The 16936-nt window shown below is 66.2% G+C and carries 19 protein-coding genes; 7 read left to right on the top strand and 12 right to left on the bottom strand.

What is annotated here, in order from left to right; all coding sequences use genetic code 11:
* Positions 1-68: 68 nt before the first annotated feature.
* The 10 genes from H0X95_RS02720 to H0X95_RS02675 form a co-directional block, all read right to left on the bottom strand.
* The gene (locus H0X95_RS02720) at positions 69-1079 is read right to left on the bottom strand and encodes an inorganic phosphate transporter (RefSeq protein WP_006486254.1); all 1011 of its coding nucleotides are present in this window, start codon (positions 1077-1079) and stop codon (positions 69-71) included.
* A 10-nt stretch (positions 1080-1089) separates the two neighbouring features.
* Positions 1090-1716, bottom strand: a complete 627-nt coding sequence (locus H0X95_RS02715) for a DUF47 domain-containing protein (protein ID WP_006486252.1) — start codon at positions 1714-1716, stop codon at positions 1090-1092.
* A gap of 138 nt (positions 1717-1854) precedes the next feature.
* Positions 1855-3237 (bottom strand): replicative DNA helicase, encoded by a 1383-nt coding sequence (locus H0X95_RS02710; RefSeq protein WP_006486249.1) that lies wholly within the window; start codon positions 3235-3237, stop codon positions 1855-1857.
* 140 nt (positions 3238-3377) lie between these two features.
* Positions 3378-3830, bottom strand: coding sequence for a 50S ribosomal protein L9 (rplI, locus tag H0X95_RS02705; protein WP_006486256.1), 453 nt, complete (start codon positions 3828-3830; stop codon positions 3378-3380).
* A 27-nt stretch (positions 3831-3857) separates the two neighbouring features.
* Positions 3858-4133 carry a 30S ribosomal protein S18 gene (gene rpsR / locus H0X95_RS02700; RefSeq protein WP_006486248.1) on the bottom strand — a complete coding sequence of 92 codons (276 nt, stop codon included), beginning with the start codon at positions 4131-4133 and terminating at the stop codon, positions 3858-3860.
* Positions 4134-4137: 4 nt separating this feature from the next.
* Positions 4138-4437 carry a primosomal replication protein N gene (priB, locus tag H0X95_RS02695; protein WP_006486250.1) on the bottom strand — a complete coding sequence of 100 codons (300 nt, stop codon included), beginning with the start codon at positions 4435-4437 and terminating at the stop codon, positions 4138-4140.
* A 40-nt stretch (positions 4438-4477) separates the two neighbouring features.
* Positions 4478-4852 (bottom strand): 30S ribosomal protein S6, encoded by a 375-nt coding sequence (gene rpsF, locus H0X95_RS02690; RefSeq protein WP_006486255.1) that lies wholly within the window; start codon positions 4850-4852, stop codon positions 4478-4480.
* A 230-nt stretch (positions 4853-5082) separates the two neighbouring features.
* The gene (locus H0X95_RS02685; RefSeq protein WP_048985915.1) at positions 5083-5979 is read right to left on the bottom strand and encodes an anti-sigma factor family protein; all 897 of its coding nucleotides are present in this window, start codon (positions 5977-5979) and stop codon (positions 5083-5085) included.
* Positions 5969-6610 (bottom strand): RNA polymerase sigma factor, encoded by a 642-nt coding sequence (locus tag H0X95_RS02680; RefSeq protein WP_006496377.1) that lies wholly within the window; start codon positions 6608-6610, stop codon positions 5969-5971. The genes H0X95_RS02685 and H0X95_RS02680 overlap by 11 nt, the downstream gene beginning before the upstream one ends.
* A 167-nt stretch (positions 6611-6777) precedes the next feature.
* Complete coding sequence (locus H0X95_RS02675; RefSeq protein WP_006496376.1) at positions 6778-7689, bottom strand: LysR family transcriptional regulator; 912 nt, start codon at positions 7687-7689, stop codon at positions 6778-6780.
* Positions 7690-7860: 171 nt separating this feature from the next.
* Between H0X95_RS02675 and gcl the strand changes: the two genes are divergently transcribed.
* From gcl to lysM, 4 genes are all read left to right on the top strand, one after another.
* Entirely contained in the window at positions 7861-9636 is a 1776-nt protein-coding gene (gene gcl / locus H0X95_RS02670; protein WP_006485953.1) for a glyoxylate carboligase, read from the top strand.
* A gap of 43 nt (positions 9637-9679) precedes the next feature.
* Positions 9680-10489 carry a hydroxypyruvate isomerase gene (hyi, locus tag H0X95_RS02665; protein WP_006485952.1) on the top strand — a complete coding sequence of 270 codons (810 nt, stop codon included), beginning with the start codon at positions 9680-9682 and terminating at the stop codon, positions 10487-10489.
* Positions 10490-10530: 41 nt separating this feature from the next.
* Positions 10531-11424, top strand: a complete 894-nt coding sequence (locus tag H0X95_RS02660; RefSeq protein WP_006485940.1) for a 2-hydroxy-3-oxopropionate reductase — start codon at positions 10531-10533, stop codon at positions 11422-11424.
* Positions 11425-11883: 459 nt separating this feature from the next.
* Positions 11884-12354: a peptidoglycan-binding protein LysM gene (lysM, locus tag H0X95_RS02655; RefSeq protein ID WP_006478617.1), complete on the top strand. Its 471-nt coding sequence runs from the start codon at positions 11884-11886 to the stop codon at positions 12352-12354.
* A gap of 90 nt (positions 12355-12444) precedes the next feature.
* Here lysM and H0X95_RS02650 read toward each other — a convergent pair whose 3' ends face one another.
* Entirely contained in the window at positions 12445-13467 is a 1023-nt protein-coding gene (locus tag H0X95_RS02650; protein WP_059720651.1) for an asparaginase, read from the bottom strand.
* 271 nt (positions 13468-13738) lie between these two features.
* Between H0X95_RS02650 and H0X95_RS02645 the strand changes: the two genes are divergently transcribed.
* The 3 genes from H0X95_RS02645 (at position 13739) to H0X95_RS02635 (ending at position 15575) form a co-directional block, all read left to right on the top strand.
* Positions 13739-14029, top strand: coding sequence for a PsiF family protein (locus H0X95_RS02645; protein WP_011549641.1), 291 nt, complete (start codon positions 13739-13741; stop codon positions 14027-14029).
* A 259-nt stretch (positions 14030-14288) separates the two neighbouring features.
* The gene (locus tag H0X95_RS02640; protein ID WP_006485938.1) at positions 14289-14738 is read left to right on the top strand and encodes a membrane protein; all 450 of its coding nucleotides are present in this window, start codon (positions 14289-14291) and stop codon (positions 14736-14738) included.
* Positions 14739-14987: 249 nt separating this feature from the next.
* Positions 14988-15575: a BPSL1445 family SYLF domain-containing lipoprotein gene (locus H0X95_RS02635; RefSeq protein WP_006496373.1), complete on the top strand. Its 588-nt coding sequence runs from the start codon at positions 14988-14990 to the stop codon at positions 15573-15575.
* Positions 15576-15707: 132 nt separating this feature from the next.
* Here the strand turns inward: H0X95_RS02635 and H0X95_RS02630 are convergent, their stop codons facing one another.
* The gene (locus H0X95_RS02630) at positions 15708-16772 is read right to left on the bottom strand and encodes a glycosyltransferase family 4 protein (RefSeq protein WP_006485945.1); all 1065 of its coding nucleotides are present in this window, start codon (positions 16770-16772) and stop codon (positions 15708-15710) included.
* Positions 16773-16936 lie beyond the last annotated feature (164 nt).

Here is a 16936-nt window from a genome sequence, read left to right as displayed (position 1 = left end):
CCAAAAGAAAATGCGCCGCAGCCTTTCGGCTTGCGGCGCATTTCGTGTCAACCGGAAAGCGTCGACGATCAGAAGATCTGGTGCCCGAGCCACCATCCGCCGGCCGCGAACAGCGCGGCCGCCGGCAGCGTCAGCACCCACGCCCACACGATATTGCCGGCGACGCCCCAGCGCACGGCCGACAACTTCTGCGTCGCGCCGACACCGACGATCGCGCCGGTAATCGTGTGCGTGGTCGACACGGGAATGCCGAGGAACGACGCGACGAACAGCGTGATCGCACCGCCGCTTTCCGCGCAGAAGCCGCCGACCGGCTTGAGCTTCGTGATCTTCTGGCCCATCGTGCGCACGATGCGCCAGCCGCCGAACAGCGTGCCGAGGCCCATCGACAGGTAGCACGCGCCGATCACCCATGCCGGCGGCGCATCGGCGGTGGCCGACGCGTAGCCGCTCGCGATCAGCAGCATCCAGATGATGCCGATCGTCTTCTGTGCATCGTTGCCGCCGTGGCCCAGGCTGTACAGGCCGGCGGACAGCAGTTGCAGCCGGCGGAAGCGCCGGTCGACCTTGCTGGGCGCGGTACGGAAATACAGCCACGACACGCCGAGCATGAACAGCGAACCGAGGATGAAACCGAGCAGCGGCGAAATGAAGATGAACGCGATCGTCTTCAGCAGCCCGTCGACGTTCAGCGAACTCCAGCCCGATTTCGCGAGCGCCGCGCCGACGAGACCGCCGATCAGCGCGTGCGACGAGCTCGACGGAATCCCGTAGTACCACGTGATCACGTTCCAGCCGATCGCGCCGACCAGCGCGCCGAACACGACGTAATGGTCGACGATTTCGGGATCGATCGTGCCTTTACCGACGGTCTGCGCGACTTTCAGGTGGAAGATGAAGTACGCGATCACGTTGAACGCGGCCGCGAACACCACGGCCTGCTGGGGCTTCAGCACCCCGGTCGACACGACGGTGGCGATCGAGTTCGCCGCGTCGTGAAAGCCGTTCATGAAGTCGAATACGAGCGCGACGAGCACCAGCGTCGCGACCATCCATAGGGCGAGTTGTATCGAATGCATCGTGGTCCGCTCAGGCGTTTTCCAGCACGATGCCTTCGATGATGTTCGCGACGTCCTCGCACTTGTCGGTGATCTCTTCGAGCAGCTCGTAGATCGCCTTCAGCTTGATGAGCGTCTTCACGTCGTCTTCCTCGCGGAACAGCTTCGACATCGCCGCACGCAGCACGCGGTCGGCTTCCGATTCCCAGCGGTCGATTTCCTCGCATTGCTTGAGGATCTGCGCCGACTGTTTCATGTCGGACAGCAATCCGACGGCCTGCTGCACGTGCTGCGCCGACTGGGTGACGATGTGCGCGAGCTGGCTCGCCTCGGACGTGACGGACTGCACGTCGTACAGCGATACGGCCGTCGCGACGTCTTCCATCAGGTCGAGGATGTCGTCCATCGTCGTGATCAGCTTGTGGATCTCGTCGCGATCGAGCGGCGTGATGAAGGTCTTGTGCAGCAGATCGATCGCCTCGTGCGTGAGCTTGTCGGCGGCCTTCTCGGCGATTTGCACGTTTTGCTTGTGAATCTCGGCGTCGGCGAGATTGTCGATCAGCAGTTCGAGCTCGCGGCCACCGGAAACGATGTGCTTCGCGTGCGAGTTGAAGAGTTCAAAGAACTTGCCCTCGGTGGGCATGAATCGACCGAACATGGGATTCCTGAGAGATTGTCAAACTACTGTCACGAAAACGGGCGACATTGTACCGGTTCCGGTCGCGACGCGACGTGCGCATATGCGCACGCCGGGATTGGATACAACATTTGGCGAAATAGGTGTTTACAACCGGCTTTACTCGCCGTAGAAGGTCTGCGCCCCGGCAAAATTGTCGAACTTCGTGTATTGCCCCAGGAACGTGAGCCGAACGGGCCCGATCGGGCCGTTACGCTGCTTGCCGATGATGATTTCGGCCGTCCCCTTGTCAGGGCTGTCGGGATTGTAGACCTCATCGCGGTAAATGAACAGGATCACGTCCGCATCCTGTTCGATTGCGCCCGATTCGCGCAAATCCGACATCACCGGACGCTTGTTGGGGCGCTGTTCGAGGCCGCGGTTCAGCTGCGACAGCGCGATCACCGGCACGTCGAGCTCCTTCGCGAGGCTCTTCAGCGATCGCGAAATTTCCGAAATTTCGGTTGCCCGGTTCTCGCCCTGCGACGAACCCGACATCAGCTGCAGGTAGTCGACGATGATCAGGCCGAGCTTGCCGCATTGCCGCGCCAGACGCCGCGCGCGCGAGCGCAATTCCATCGGATTCAGGCCGCCCGTCTCGTCGATGAAGAGCTGCGCCTCGCTCATCTTCTGCACCGCGTGCGTCAGTTTCGGCCAGTCCTCGTCCGTCAGGCGGCCCGTACGCATCCGGTGCTGGTCGAGCCGGCCGATCGAGCCGAGCATACGCATCACGAGCTGGGTGCCCGGCATTTCCATCGAGAACACCGCGACCGGCAACCCGTACTCGACCGCGACGTATTCGCCGATGTTCATCGAGAACGCGGTCTTACCCATCGACGGGCGCCCCGCGACGATGATCAGTTCACCGCCGTGCATCCCGGACGTCATCCGGTCGAGGTCGACGAAGCCGGTCGGCGTGCCGGTGACGTCGCTCGGGTTCGCGGTGTGGTACAGCGTGTCGATGCGCTCGACCACCTGCGTGAGCAGCGGGCCGATCTCGAGGAAGCCCTGGTTGCCGCGCGCGCCCTCCTCGGCGATCGAGAACACCTTCGATTCGGCTTCGTCGAGCAGCTGGCGGACTTCCTTGCCCTGCGGATTGAACGCGTCGGCCGAGATCTCGTCGGCGACCGACACGAGCCGGCGCAGCACCGCGCGGTCACGCACGATTTCCGCATAGCGGCGGATGTTCGCCGCGCTCGGCGTATTCTGCGCGAGCGCGTTCAGGTATGCGAGCCCGCCGACGTCGTCGGCCTTGCCGGACGTGGTCAGCGCTTCGTACACGGTCACGACGTCGGCCGGGCGCGTCGACGCGATCAGGCGGCCGATGTGCTCGTAGATGATCCGGTGGTCGTAGCGGTAGAAGTCGCCCTGCGACAGGAAGTCGGCAATCCGGTCCCATGCCGCGTTGTCGAGCAACAGGCCGCCGAGCACCGACTGTTCGGCTTCGACCGAATGCGGCGGGACTTTCAGCGATTCGATTTGGGGATCTTGCGGCGCGTTCATGGGTTGGGATTATCGCGAATAGATGGCGGCAGCGCTACCACCGCTTGCCCGCGATCGGGCAATAAAAAAGGCAGGCCCCGGTTGCCCGGGCGCCTGCCCTTGTCCGGACGGCGGAAGCCGCCCGGCAAGCTTGCATACGCTTACGCGTGGTCGCCGATCACGTTGATCGTGACGTCGACGACGACGTCCGTGTGCAGCGCGACCTGGACGTTGTGCTCGCCGATCATCTTCAGCGGGCCTTCCGGCATGCGCACTTGCAGCTTCTCGACTTCGTAGCCTGCCTTCTTCAGCAGTTCCGCGACGTCGCCGTTCGTGACCGAGCCGAACAGACGGCCGTCGACGCCCGACTTCTGCGTGATTTCGAACGACTGGCCGTTCAGCTTCTCGCCGACTGCCTGCGATGCGGCCAGCTTTTCAGCGGCGATCTTTTCGAGTTCAGCGCGGCGCACTTCGAATTCGGCGATCGCTTCCTTCGTTGCACGGCGAGCCTTGCGGTTCGGGATCAGGAAGTTGCGAGCGTAACCGTCCTTGACCTTGACGATATCGCCGAGGTTACCCAGATTGGCGACTTTTTCCAACAGAATGATTTGCATTCGAATTCTCCTTATTGCGTCGCCTGATTACGCCTTGTGCTGATCGGTGTACGGCAGCAGCGCGAGGAAACGCGCACGCTTGATGGCCGTATCCAGCTGACGCTGATAGTGCGCCTTCGTACCCGTCAGACGAGCCGGCGTGATCTTGCCGTTTTCGCCGATGAAGTCCTTCAGCGTTTCCGTGTCCTTGTAGTCGATCTGCTCGACGCCTGCAGCCGTGAAACGGCAGAACTTCTTGCGCTTGAAGAGCGGGTTTTGTTGCTGACGACGCTTGTCGAATTTCTTACCAGTCGGGCGGGGCATGATTTCAGTCCTTTCCAATGTCCTGCAATGCTGTGATGTGAAACACCAAGGTTCTCGCGTTGCGGCTTTTCTTGGCCAGGAAGCCCGTGAACAGCGTTTCGACGCCCATTTCACGGCTTTCCAGCTTGCCGCTCGCCTCACCGGCCGCCACCGCCTCGATCGTCATTTCGACCTGACGGGGAATGCCTGCTTCGACGACTTCCGTGCGGTGATGCAACGTGGCGCTTGCGATCGGAACACCGGCCGGCGTATATCGCACCGGTGCGCGTTCGACGACGCTCGCCGTCAATTGCAACCTGTTCACGTGAGTGGCGCGCTCCTTGATGGCTTAATGAGTGACGAACTTAAGCCTGCGCTTCGGCCGGCTGAGCTGCAGCCGCCTTCTTGGCTTCTTCGCGCTGAACTTCCTTCATCATCGGCGACGGGCCGGTTTCGGCCTTCTTCATCTTGACGATGAGGTGGCGCAGCACGGCGTCGTTGAACTTGAACGCGTGTTCGAGTTCGTCGAGCGTCGTCTGGTCGCACTCGATGTTCATGCAGACGTAGTGAGCCTTCGCGAGTTTCTCGATCATGTAGGCCAGTTGGCGACGGCCCCAGTCTTCGACACGGTGGATCTGGCCGCCGTGCGACGTGATCGTGGACTTGTAACGCTCGATCATCGCGGGCACTTGCTCGCTTTGATCGGGGTGCACGATGAATACGATTTCGTAATGACGCATTACACACTCCTTGTGGATTAAAGCCACCCGGGCGTCTGAACCGGTGTGGCAAGTGAGAAGCCGAAGATTCTAACCCGGTTACGGGACGCACGCAAGGCCAATCGACGATTCGCGGACGGATTCGGCCGTATTTTCAAAGACTTGAGCGGGTATGTCGGGCAAGCGGCAGCCGCTCGGCCCTTCTGCAGTCGGGGTCGGAGCGCAAGCGCGCCGGCCGCGCGGCGCAACGGTCACTCGTTATGCGTGCCGGCAAGTCGCGCGTCGAGCGCCGTCCGGAACGCCGCCAGCGCCGACGGCTCGGCGTCGGTCACGGCCCACCACGTCATCCCGGCCGCGTTCCAGCGGTCGAGCGCATAGCCCTGCGACACGGTCGCGTACGGGGCCGCCGGCCGCTCCCCGGCCGGCTGCACGTAAACGTCGACCACGTGCTGCCGGTGGCGGTAGACGAGCACCGCGACGCGGCGCCGCCCGACGTAGTCGAGCCGGCCGCCGACCAGCGCGAAGCCGCTCGCCGCGAGATCCTCGACCGGCGGCGCATAGTCGAGCCGGCCGTTGAACCACGGCTTGACCGTGTGCCGGTCGGTCGAGATCACGTCGATGTCGCGCGCCGACAGGTCGGCCCGCACGTGGCTCGCGACCAGTTCGTCGACCGTACGGGCGGTGTCGGCGTGGCGGCCCGACCATGCCATTCCGCCCGCCGCCGCGAGCGCCATCAGCAACGCGACGCCCCAGCCGAGGCCCGGCAGCGCGGCCACGCGCGGGCCGGTGCCGGTCGATACCGGGCGTGCCGCCCCGCCCCGCCCGGTCAGCCACGCGAACCAGTCGCGCCCGCGCGGCCGCCGGGGCGGCGGTGGCGGGGACTCCGGCCGCGGCTCGGCCCGCGACGGCGCATCGGCACGCGCGTCGGCCGCTGCCGGCAGGCTCGCGAGGAGGCTTGCGCGCAGCGCGTCCGGCGCGCGGTGATAATCGGCCTGCCGCACGGCCTGCACCAGCGTGACGATCCGCGCGCGTTCGCGGCGGCACGCATCGCACCCGTCGACATGCTGCTGGACCCGCAACGCATCGGGCGCCGACAGCTCGCGGTCGACGTCCGCGTCCAGCAACGCTCGCGCTTCGTTACAGTCCATCGATAGCCTCCGATGCGGTTCCGCCCGCCGGCGCACGGCCCGGCCGGCCTTCGGTCGCCGGCGCGGGCGCGCCGCCCAGCAGCGCGGCGAGCTTGCGCCGGCCGCGCGCGAGCCGCGACATCACCGTGCCGACCGGCACGTCCACGATCGCCGCGATCTCGCGGTAGCTCAGGTCCTCCATCTCGCGCAGCACGAGCACCTCGCGGTATTCGGGCGGCAGCTTCGCGAGCGCCGCATTCACGAGCCGCACGTTCTCGCCGCGCAGCAGGTGCGCGAGCGGGTCCTCCGTCGCCGGCTGCCAGTCGTCCGGGACGTCGGCGTCGTCGAGCGTGTCGGGCAGCGCGACCTCGTGCGCCTGCGTGCGCCGCCGCCACTCGGTGTACCAGGTGTGGCGCACGATCGTCAGCAGCCACGGCCGCGCGTTGTCGCCGCGACACGAATCGACGAAGCGCAGCGCGCGCATGCACGCGTCCTGCACGACGTCGTCCGCATCGCCGGCGCTGCCGCTCAGCCAGCGCGCGAGGTTGTACGCGGCGTCGAGATGCGGCAGCACGAGCGCGCGAAACCGCTCGCCGCGCGCGCGCGCATCGTCCGCCGCCCGGTCATCGACCGCCTGTCCGGCTTGCCCCACATGGCCTCCCTGGTCCCGGCGGCCGACGCCGCGCCCGTTCCGCGCACGGCACCCGGACAGACCGGCAACGTGCGCGCTCGATGACCTTACCGCTGCTGCGTCGAGTTTATTCCCGCGCCGTGCGCATGAAGCGTAAAAAATCGCCGGACGGCCCAGCCGGCCGCCCGTTATGGCGTGGTACTCCAGTAACCGGGGCGCGCGTACGCGGCGCGCAGATAGTCGATGAAATAGCGCACGCGCGCCGGCACGTAGCGCTGCTGCGGGTAGACCGCGAGGATGTCGTAGTCGGGCAGCGCGTATTCGTCGAGTACGGTCTCGAGCTCGCCCGTTTCGAGCTGCGCGGCGATTTCCCACGTCGAACGCCAGCCGAGCCCGAGCCCCTCGGCCACCCAGCGGTGCAGCAGCTCGCCGTCGTTGCAGTCGAGATTGCCGGTCACGCGCATCGTCGCGATCTTGCCGTGACGCTGGAAGTACCAGCCGCGGTTCTGCCCGCCCTGCAGGTTGAACGCCAGGCAGTTGTGCTTCAGCAGGTCGTCGAGCGACTTCGGCCGCCCGTGCTTGCGGAAATAGTCGGGCGTGCCGCACACGACGCGCCGGTTCGACGCGAGCTTCACCGCGACGAAGTTCGGATCGACCGCGCCGCCGATCCGGATCGACAGGTCGTAGCCTTCGCGCACGAGATCGACGACACGGTCGGTCAGGTTGAACGACAGCTGCATCTCCGGCTTGTCGGCCAGGAAGCCGGGCGCGTGCGGCGCGACGTGCTTGCGCCCGAACGCGGCCGGCGCCGACACGATCAGGTGCCCGCTGACCGCGCGCCGGCCGGCGGCCAGCTCGTTCTCGGCCTGATCCCATTCGGACAGCAGCCCGCGGCAGCGCTCGAGGAACGCGGCGCCCTCCTCGCTGACGACCAGCCGCCGCGTCGAGCGGTACATCAGCTTCACGCCGAGGCGTTTCTCCAGCGCGTCGATGCGCCGCCCGAGCACCACCGGCGACACGCCCTCCTCGAGCGCCGCCGCCGCGAGGCTGCCCGCGTCCGCGACCCGCACGAACGTCTCGATCTGCTTGAAGCGATCCATCTCCCGTCTCCGTCTCCGTTCCGACACCGGCGGGAAGCCCCGTCCGGCCGTCATTCCATACTTTTAGTTTCGAAATAAGCGACTTCGGCTGATCTTATCAAACCTTTCCTGCATCCCTAAAGTGTCCTCAACAGACCGATTCGCAAGATTCCACTATCCAAGGAGACATTCATGGCCAAGATGAGAGCCGTCGACGCAGCCGTACTCGTGCTCGAGAAGGAAGGCATCCAGACCGCGTTCGGCGTGCCGGGCGCAGCGATCAACCCGTTCTACTCGGCCATGCGCAAGTCGGGCGGCATCAGCCACGTGCTGGCGCGCCACGTCGAAGGCGCGTCGCACATGGCCGAAGGCTTCACGCGTGCGGCGCCGGGCAACATCGGCGTGTGCATCGGCACGTCGGGCCCCGCCGGCACCGACATGATCACCGGCCTCTATTCCGCGTCCGCCGATTCGATTCCGATCCTCGCGATCACCGGCCAGGCACCGCGCGCGCGCCTCTACAAGGAAGACTTCCAGGCCGTCGACATCGAATCGATCGCGAAGCCGGTCACGAAGTGGGCCGTCACCGTGCGCGAACCGGCGCTCGTGCCGCGGGTGTTCCAGCAGGCATTCCACCTGATGCGCTCGGGCCGTCCGGGCCCGGTGCTGGTCGACCTGCCGATCGACGTGCAGCTCGCCGAAATCGAATTCGACATCGACACGTACGAACCGCTGCCGGTCTACAAGCCCGCGGCCACCCGTGCGCAGATCGAGAAGGCGCTCACGATGCTCAACGACGCGGACAAGCCGCTGATCGTGTCGGGCGGCGGCGTGCTCAACGCGGCGGCCGAAGACCTGCTCGTACAGTTCGCCGAAACGGTCGGCGTGCCGGTGATCCCGACGCTGATGTCGTGGGGCGCGATTGCCGACGACCACCCGCTGATGGCCGGCATGGTCGGTCTGCAGACGTCGCACCGCTACGGCAACGCGACGATGCTCGCATCGGATTTCGTGCTCGGCATCGGCAACCGCTGGGCGAACCGCCACACGGGCAGCGTCGAGGTCTACACGAAGGGCCGCAAGTTCGTGCACGTCGACATCGAACCGACGCAGATCGGCCGCGTGTTCGGCCCGGATCTCGGCATCGTGTCCGACGCGAAGGCCGCACTCGAGCTGTTCGTCGCGGTCGCGCAGGAATGGAAGGCCGCCGGCAAGCTGAAGGACCGCAGCGCGTGGGTCGCCGACTGCCAGGAACGCAAGCGCACGCTGCAGCGCAAGACGCACTTCGACAACGTGCCGGTCAAGCCGCAGCGCGTGTACGAAGAGATGAACAAGGTGTTCGGCCGCGATACCTGCTACGTCAGCACGATCGGCCTGTCGCAGATCGCCGCCGCACAGTTCCTGCACGTGTTCAAGGCACGCAACTGGATCAACTGCGGCCAGGCCGGCCCGCTCGGCTGGACGATCCCCGCCGCGCTCGGCGTGCGTGCGGCCGATCCGAGCCGCCCGATCGTCGCGCTGTCCGGCGACTACGACTTCCAGTTCATGATCGAGGAACTGGCGGCCGGCGCGCAATTCAAGCTGCCGTACGTGCACGTCGTCGTGAATAACTCGTACCTCGGGCTGATCCGCCAGGCGCAGCGCGCGTTCGACATGGACTACTGCGTGCAGCTCGCGTTCGACAACGTGAACGCGCCGGAACTGAACGGTTATGGCGTCGACCACGTGGCCGTCGCGGAAGGCCTCGGCTGCAAGGCGCTGCGCGTGTTCAAGCCGGAAGAGATCGAGCCGGCGCTGCGCCAGGCGCAGACGCTCGCGGAAGAGTTCAGCGTGCCGGTGGTCGTCGAAGTGATCCTCGAGCGCGTGACGAACATCTCGATGGGCACCGAAATCGATGCGATCAACGAATTCGAGGATCTCGCCGAAAAGGCCGAGCATGCCCCGACCGCGATCTCGATGCTCGACTGACCCGCAAGACTTTTTTGACTGACCGACCGAAGAGGCTTAGCTCATGCCGAAGTTTGCTGCAAACCTGACCATGCTGTTCAACGAAGTGCCGTTCCTCGACCGCTTCAAGGCGGCCGCGGACGCGGGCTTCGACGCCGTCGAGTTCCTGTTCCCGTACCCGTATGCGAAAGAGGAACTCGCCGAACGGCTCGAGACCAACCGTCTGCGCCTCGTGCTGCACAACCTGCCCGCCGGCAACTGGGATCAGGGCGAGCGCGGCATCGCGTGCCTGCCCGATCGCGTCGGCGAATTCCAGGAAGGCGTCGGCCGTGCGATCGAGTATGCGAAGGCGCTGAAGGTGCCGCAGCTGAACTGCCTCGTCGGCATCCCGTCGGCGAGCACGGCGCGCGACAAGACGTTCGTCACGATCGTCGACAACCTGCGCTTCGCGGCCGACGCGCTCAAGCGCGAAGGCATCCGCCTGCTCGTCGAGCCGTGCAACAGCTTCGACATCCCGGGCTTCGCGCTGAACCGCTCGTCGGAAGGGCTCGACGTGATCCGCGCGGTCGGCTCGGACAACCTGTTCCTGCAGTACGACATCTATCACATGCAACGCATGGAAGGCGAACTGGCCGCGACGATCGAACGCAACCTCGCATCGATCGGCCACGTCCAGCTCGCGGACAACCCGGGCCGCAACGAGCCGGGCACCGGCGAGATCAACTATGCGTTCCTGTTCGCGCTGCTCGACCGGCTCGGCTATGCCGGCTACGTCGGCTGCGAATACAAGCCCCGTACCACCACGACGGAAGGCCTCGGCTGGCTGCAAAGCGTAGCCGGCTGCGCACCGGCCTCGGCGCGTCGCGCCGCCTGAGTCGCGCCCTTTCCGTTTTCAGCCCTATAGGAGACTTTCACATGGCAACCATCGGTTTCATCGGCCTCGGCATCATGGGCGCGCACATGGCGCGCAACCTGCTCAAGGGCGATCATCAACTCGTCGTGAACGGCGCGTTCCCGATCCCGGACGACCTGCGCGGCAGCGCGAAGGTCGTCGCGAACTCCACCGAAGTCGCGCAGCACGCCGACATCATCATCTCGATGGTGCCGGACACGCCGGACGTACGTAACGTGCTGTTCGCCGACGACGGCGTCGCGAAGGGCCTGACGGCCGGCAAGCTCGTGATCGACATGAGCTCGATCTCGCCGCTCGACACGCAGGCATTCGCGAAGCAGATCAACGCGCTCGGCTGCGACTACCTCGACGCGCCGGTGTCCGGCGGCGAAGTCGGCGCACGCGAAGCGACGCTGACGATCATGGTCGGCGGACCGGAGAAGGCATTCGAGCGCGCGAAGCCGCTGTTCGAGAAGATGGGCAAGAACATCACGCTCGTCGGCGACAACGGCGCGGGCCAGACCTGCAAGGTCGCGAACCAGATCATCGTCGCGCTGAACATCGAGGCGGTCGGCGAGGCGCTGCTGTTCGCCGCCCGTTCGGGCGCCGATCCGGAGCGCGTGCGCCAGGCGCTGATGGGCGGCTTCGCCGCGTCGCGCATCCTCGAAGTGCACGGTGCGCGCATGACCAAGCGCACGTTCGATCCGGGCTTCCGCATCGAGCTGCACCAGAAGGACCTGAACCTCGCGCTCGACGGCGCGCGCAAGCTCGGCCTCGCGCTGCCGCACACCGCGAGCGCGCAGCAGCTGTTCAGCGTGTGCGCGTCGCACGGCGGCAAGGCATGGGATCACTCGGCACTCGTGCGCGCGCTCGAGATCATGTCGAACTTCGAGATCGGCCAGACGCCGGCCGCGTAACGCGGATGCCGCAACGCGCGTTTGTGCTGCGATGGCGCAGGCGTGCGACGGATACACGTGACTCGGCCGCGGCCGGTCGCATCGATGCGCGCCGCACGCGCGCATCACGGTGGGGCGCCCCGCCCTGCATCGCCAACGGCATGCGGGACGGGGCGAAAAACGCCGCTCTGGGCTGAGAGCGGCGTGGTGGGGTCCGCAGCGGCACCCGGCGGCGCCGGGGAAGCCTTGGTCGGTCAGACGTCGTCGTCGGGTGTCCGCCTGTCGGATTTCGCGTATTACATTTCTTTACGTTCGAGCGTGCGATTTTTCATGCAATCGTCGCGTTGAACGCCTACACTTTCGCCACGCCTTTCGAGAAAACCGCCGCGCTTGCGCGCCCTTCCGGGCACGCCCCCAGCGCGGTGTTTTTTTCGCCACTTCACGGCGCGTTTTCTTTTCAACCACCTAAGGAGTGCAACGATGGGTCTTCTTTCGTTTATCAAGGAGGCGGGTGAAAAACTGCTGGGTCACGCCGATGCACAGGCAGCGGAAGATCCGAATGCCGCGAACCAGACCGCGGCCGATGCCATCAAGAACTACATCAGCTCGCAAGGTCTCGACACGTCGAACCTGACCGTCGCGTTCGACGGCGCATCGCGCACCGTCACGCTGTCGGGCAGCGTCGCCGATCTCGACACGAAGGCGAAGGTCAAGGTCGCGGCCGGCAACGTGCAGGGTGTCGCGGGCGTCAACGACGACGATCTGCAGCCGGACGATCCGGAAGTGCAGTACCACGACGTGAAGCCGGGCGATACGCTGTCGGCGATCGCCAAGGAAGTGTATGGCGACGCGAACAAGTATCCGGTGATCTTCGAGGCGAACAAGCCGATGCTGTCGAGCCCGGACCGGATCTACCCGGGCCAGAAGCTCGTGATTCCGCCGCAGTCCTGAGCGTTCGCGCAGCACTGACGCAAAAATGGCAGGCCATTGGCCTGCCATTTTTTTATGCACGCTGCGCGACGTCCGCGCGGCGACCGTCGGTCACAGCGTATCGAACGCGCGCTGCAGGGCGTCGCGATCGTGGATGCCGTTCGCGAGCGCGAGCATCAGCAGCACGCGCGCCTTGAACGGGTGCAGCGAGCCCGCGCTCACGAAACCGAGCGCATCGTCGCTCGCGGCGCCGTTGCTCATCACGTGCCCCGAACCCACGCGCGACGCGCGGACCACCGCCACGCCCGCCTTCACCGCATCGGCGAGCGCCGACTGCAGCGTCGCATGGATCGAGCCATTGCCGGTACCCGCGACGACGAGGCCGCGCACGCCGGCCGCGACGAGCGCGTCGACGGCCGTGCGCGTCACGCCTGCATAGCTCGCGACGACTTCGACCAGCGGCCAGCTCGCCGCGATCGCCAGTTGCGTGTCGCGGGTACGCGTGACGCGGCGCGCGAATTCGACGCGGCCGTCCTGCACCCAGCCGAGCGCACCGAGCTCCGGCGACTGGAACGCGTCGACTGCATAAGTGCTCGTCTTGACGACGTCGCGCGCGCCGTGGATCCGGTTGTTGAACGCGACCAGCACGCCCTGCCCGTGCGCGGCCGGATGGGCGGCCACCGTCACCGCGTTCAGCAGGTTCAGCGGGCCGTCGGACGACAGCGCGGTTGCCGGCCGCATCGCGGCCGTCAGCACGACCGGCTTGTCGCCTTTCACGACCAGATGCAGCGCATACGCGGTCTCCTCGAGCGTATCGGTGCCGTGGGTGATCACGATGCCGTCGATCGCCGGGTCGGCCATCAGCGCGTCGATCCGTGCGGCGAGCGTGTTCCACAGCGGCAGCGCGAGATCCTTGCTGTCGATGCTGGCGACCTGCTCCGCGTCGATGCGCGCGACGGACGCGAGCGCCGGCACGGCGTCGACCAGGAAACTGACGCCGAGCGCGCCGGCCTGGTAGCCGGCCGTGCTGGCCGCGTCGGGCGCGGCGCCGGCGATCGTGCCGCCGGTGGCGAGGACGGCGATGCGCGGCAGCGCCGGCGCGGACGAAGGGGATGCGGTGTTCGGTGTATTCATGGCCGCGATTGTAATGGCTCGCGGCCGCGAGCCGGCGGGTTCCGGCGCGGCAGCCGGCCGTTGCCGGCGCGCGTCATGGTTTGTCCCGATCCCCGCGCCGCACGCGCCGTCAACGGCCGTGGCGTCCGCAACGTTATAGGAAGTGCCGTTTTGGTGTTTTCACATTGATTTGCCATAATCGGAACGCGTGGTGCGATGTGGCCCTGTCCTCATCGCGTCGTGCTTCGTGACGACGTCGATCACGCGCAATTCACCCCATGGGAGTGTCGAAATGAAAATCCAATCGCTCGTAGCCGCAGTGCTTCTCGGCGGCATGCTGGCTTCCCCCGCATTCGCGGCGAACAGCCAGCAGGACAAGATGAAGGCCTGTAACACGCAGGCAGCCGGCAAGACGGGCGACGAACGCAAGGCGTTCATGAAGGACTGCCTGTCGGCGAAGCCCGCAAAGGCAATGACGCAGCAGGAGAAGATGAAGGCATGCAACACGCAGGCCACCGGCAAGAAGGGTGACGATCGCAAGGCGTTCATGAAGAGCTGCCTGAGCAACCAGCCGGCCGCCTGAGTCCCGGCGCTCCCGTCCCGAATGCCGCGTCCCGCTTCGGCGGGCGCGGCATTTTCGTTTTCGTTGCACGCGCATCGACGTGCGCCATTCGGCCTTTCCCGCCCCGTTTTTCCGGCCCGCCGTCACGATGCCGCCACATGGTGCGGCAATTCGCCGCGTTTTCTTCTATGATGGCTGCAACGCGGCCCACCCAAGACCAAGAAGCGCCATCGGGCCGCCCTCGAGACGGACGCGCACGCGCGTCAAACGGAGGCTTTGGATGGCATGGAGACAACACCGCTGGTTCCGCCGCTGGCTGATCGTGATCGTGTTCTGGGCGGTGCCCGTCGCGATCATCGCCGTGCGCGAGATCCGCGAGGAAATGGCCTACAACAAGGCGGACCTGCAGCTCGCGCTGACCACCTGGCAGCTCACCGATGCGCAGCAGGCCGCCGGCGCCGCCGCGAAGTGCCACGGGGATCCTGACGACGCGCGCGCGGCCGGCTGCCCGGCCGACGTGCTCGCCGCCAACGCGCCGCGCCAGCAGGCGGCCCGCGACGAATACGTGGTGCGCCGCAATACGCTCGCCGGCTACCTGTGGCATGCGTTCGTCGGCTACTGGGTCGTCCCGGCCGCGTTCCTGTTCGCCTGCGGCGTCGTGATCGCGCTGATCCGCCGCGCGCTGCGCCGCCCGCCGATCAAGCCGCCCGTTCCGCCTGTCACGCACTGACCCCGACACGCGCCGCGGGCGCCGCCGCCCCCCGGTCGACCACTGCGTTCCCCGCATGCCGCCCCCGCGCGAAGCGCGCCTGGCGCTCGGGCGCCGCTCCGTCCGTTGGCGCGCCGCGACACCCTCGCGCGATTTGACGCTTTTTCACGTGGCAACGAAAAGAGGCCGTAATCCGCTGTGATATAACTGCCGACGTGATCCGCTCCTTGAGCGAGACTCACTCCGAACATCATCCGATGGAGAACAACGATGCAAAAACGGAATCTTGTGCTGAAAGCCGCCGCTGCGCTCATCGTCGGTAGCCTCGCGCTCACCGGTTGCACCACCACCCCGGACAAGCCGGACAACGCCGCGACCAACGCGTCGAAGCGTCAGTCGATCGACGCGAGCGTCGACGCGACGCTGTCGCGCATGTACTCCACGGTCAAGGGCTCGCGCGAGCTCGTCGCGAAATCGCGCGGCGTGCTGGTGTTCCCCGAAGTGATCCAGGCCGGCTTCATCGTCGGCGGCCAGTCCGGCAATGGCGCGCTGCGCGTCGGCGGCAGCACGGTCGGCTACTACAACACGTCGTCGCTGTCGGTCGGCCTGCAGGCCGGCGCGCAGTCGAAGGCGATCGTGTTCCTGTTCATGACGCAGCAGGCGCTCGACGAATTCCGCGGCTCGGACGGCTGGGCAGCCGGCGCCGGCGCATCGGTCGCGCTCGTGAAGATGGGCGCGAACGGCGCGGTCGACTCCAACACGGCTACCGCGCCGATCCAGGTCGTCGTGCTGACCAACGCCGGCCTGATGGGCGACGTGTCGATCAACGGCACCAAGGTCACCAAGCTCAAGATCTGACGTTGACGCACTGCCCGCGCGTGCCGCGCGCGGGTCATGCGCAAACGGCGATGTCCTTGCGGGCATCGCCGTTTTTTTATCCGCCGGCGCGGTGCGCCGGGTCGGTCGGACTGCTCGGGCCGTTCAGGCCGCTCAGGTCGTCGAATCGATCACCTTGAAGCGCGAGCGCTTCTGCGCGCGGATCACCGACTGGTACACGTCGACGTACTGCTGCGCCATCCGGCGCGACGTGAAGCGCTCCTCGAAACGCTGCCGCACGCGCGCACGCGGCAGCAGGTGCAGCCGGTTCACGGCGGCCACCGCGCTGATTTCGTCCTCGACGATGAAACCCGACACGCCCTCGTCCACCACTTCGGGCACCGCGCCGCGGTTGAACGCGATCACCGGCGTGCCGCACGACATCGCCTCGATCATCACCAGGCCGAACGGCTCCGGCCAGTCGATCGGAAACAGCAGCGCATGCGCACCCGACAGGAATTCGGCCTTCTCGTGATCGGCGATCTCGCCGATGTATTCGACGTGCGGCAACGCGAAGAGCGGCTTGATCTCCCGGTCGAAGTATTCCTGGTCGGCCGCGTCGATCTTCGCGGCGATCCGGATCGGCAACCCACACTGGCGGGCGATGCGGATCGCGGTATCGACGCGTTTTTCCGGCGAGATACGGCCGAGGAACGCGAGATAGCGCGGCTCGACGGGCTGCGGCATGTACAGCGTATCGGGCAGCCCGTGATAGACGGTCGTCAGCCATTTCGCCTGCGGCAACGGCTGGCGCTGCGAATTGGAAATCGAGATCACCGGCGCCGTGTTGAACGTGTCGAACACCGGTTGCTGCTCGGGCAGGTCGAGCCGGCCGTGCAGCGTCGTCACGTAAGGCGTTTCCTGCCGGTTGAAGACCGAGAACGAGTAGTAGTCCATGTGGAAATGGAGCACGTCGAAATCCTTCGCGCGGCGCGCGACCGTCTCCATCAGCAGCATGTGCGGCGCGACCCGGTCGCGGATCGACGAATCGAGCCGCAGCGCGCGCGGCCACACGGGCTCGAGCTTCGCCCGCGTCGTCGAATCGCCGCTCGCGAACAGCGTCACGTCGTGGCCGAGGTCGACGAGCGCCTCGGTGATGTAGGACACGACGCGCTCCGTGCCGCCGTACAGCTTCGGCGGCACGGATTCGGTCAGCGGGGCGATCTGGGCAATTCTCATGGTCCACGTCTCCTGTGTCCTGTCCGTTGCGGTACGGCCGGCGGAGTCCGCGCTTGCGCGCGCCCCGCCCTGCGTCCATGCCGCGCCGGCCGGCATGGCGCCAGCCGGATATCTCATTATTATTCGCGATCCCGATGAGCGGAACCGCAGGTCTTGCATTTTTT

Source organism: Burkholderia sp. 9779_493 (assembly GCF_015712215.1).
GTDB lineage: Bacteria > Pseudomonadota > Gammaproteobacteria > Burkholderiales > Burkholderiaceae > Burkholderia > Burkholderia cenocepacia.
Note: the sequence above shows the minus strand (reverse complement) of the source record. Positions and strands in the feature narration are given on the sequence as shown.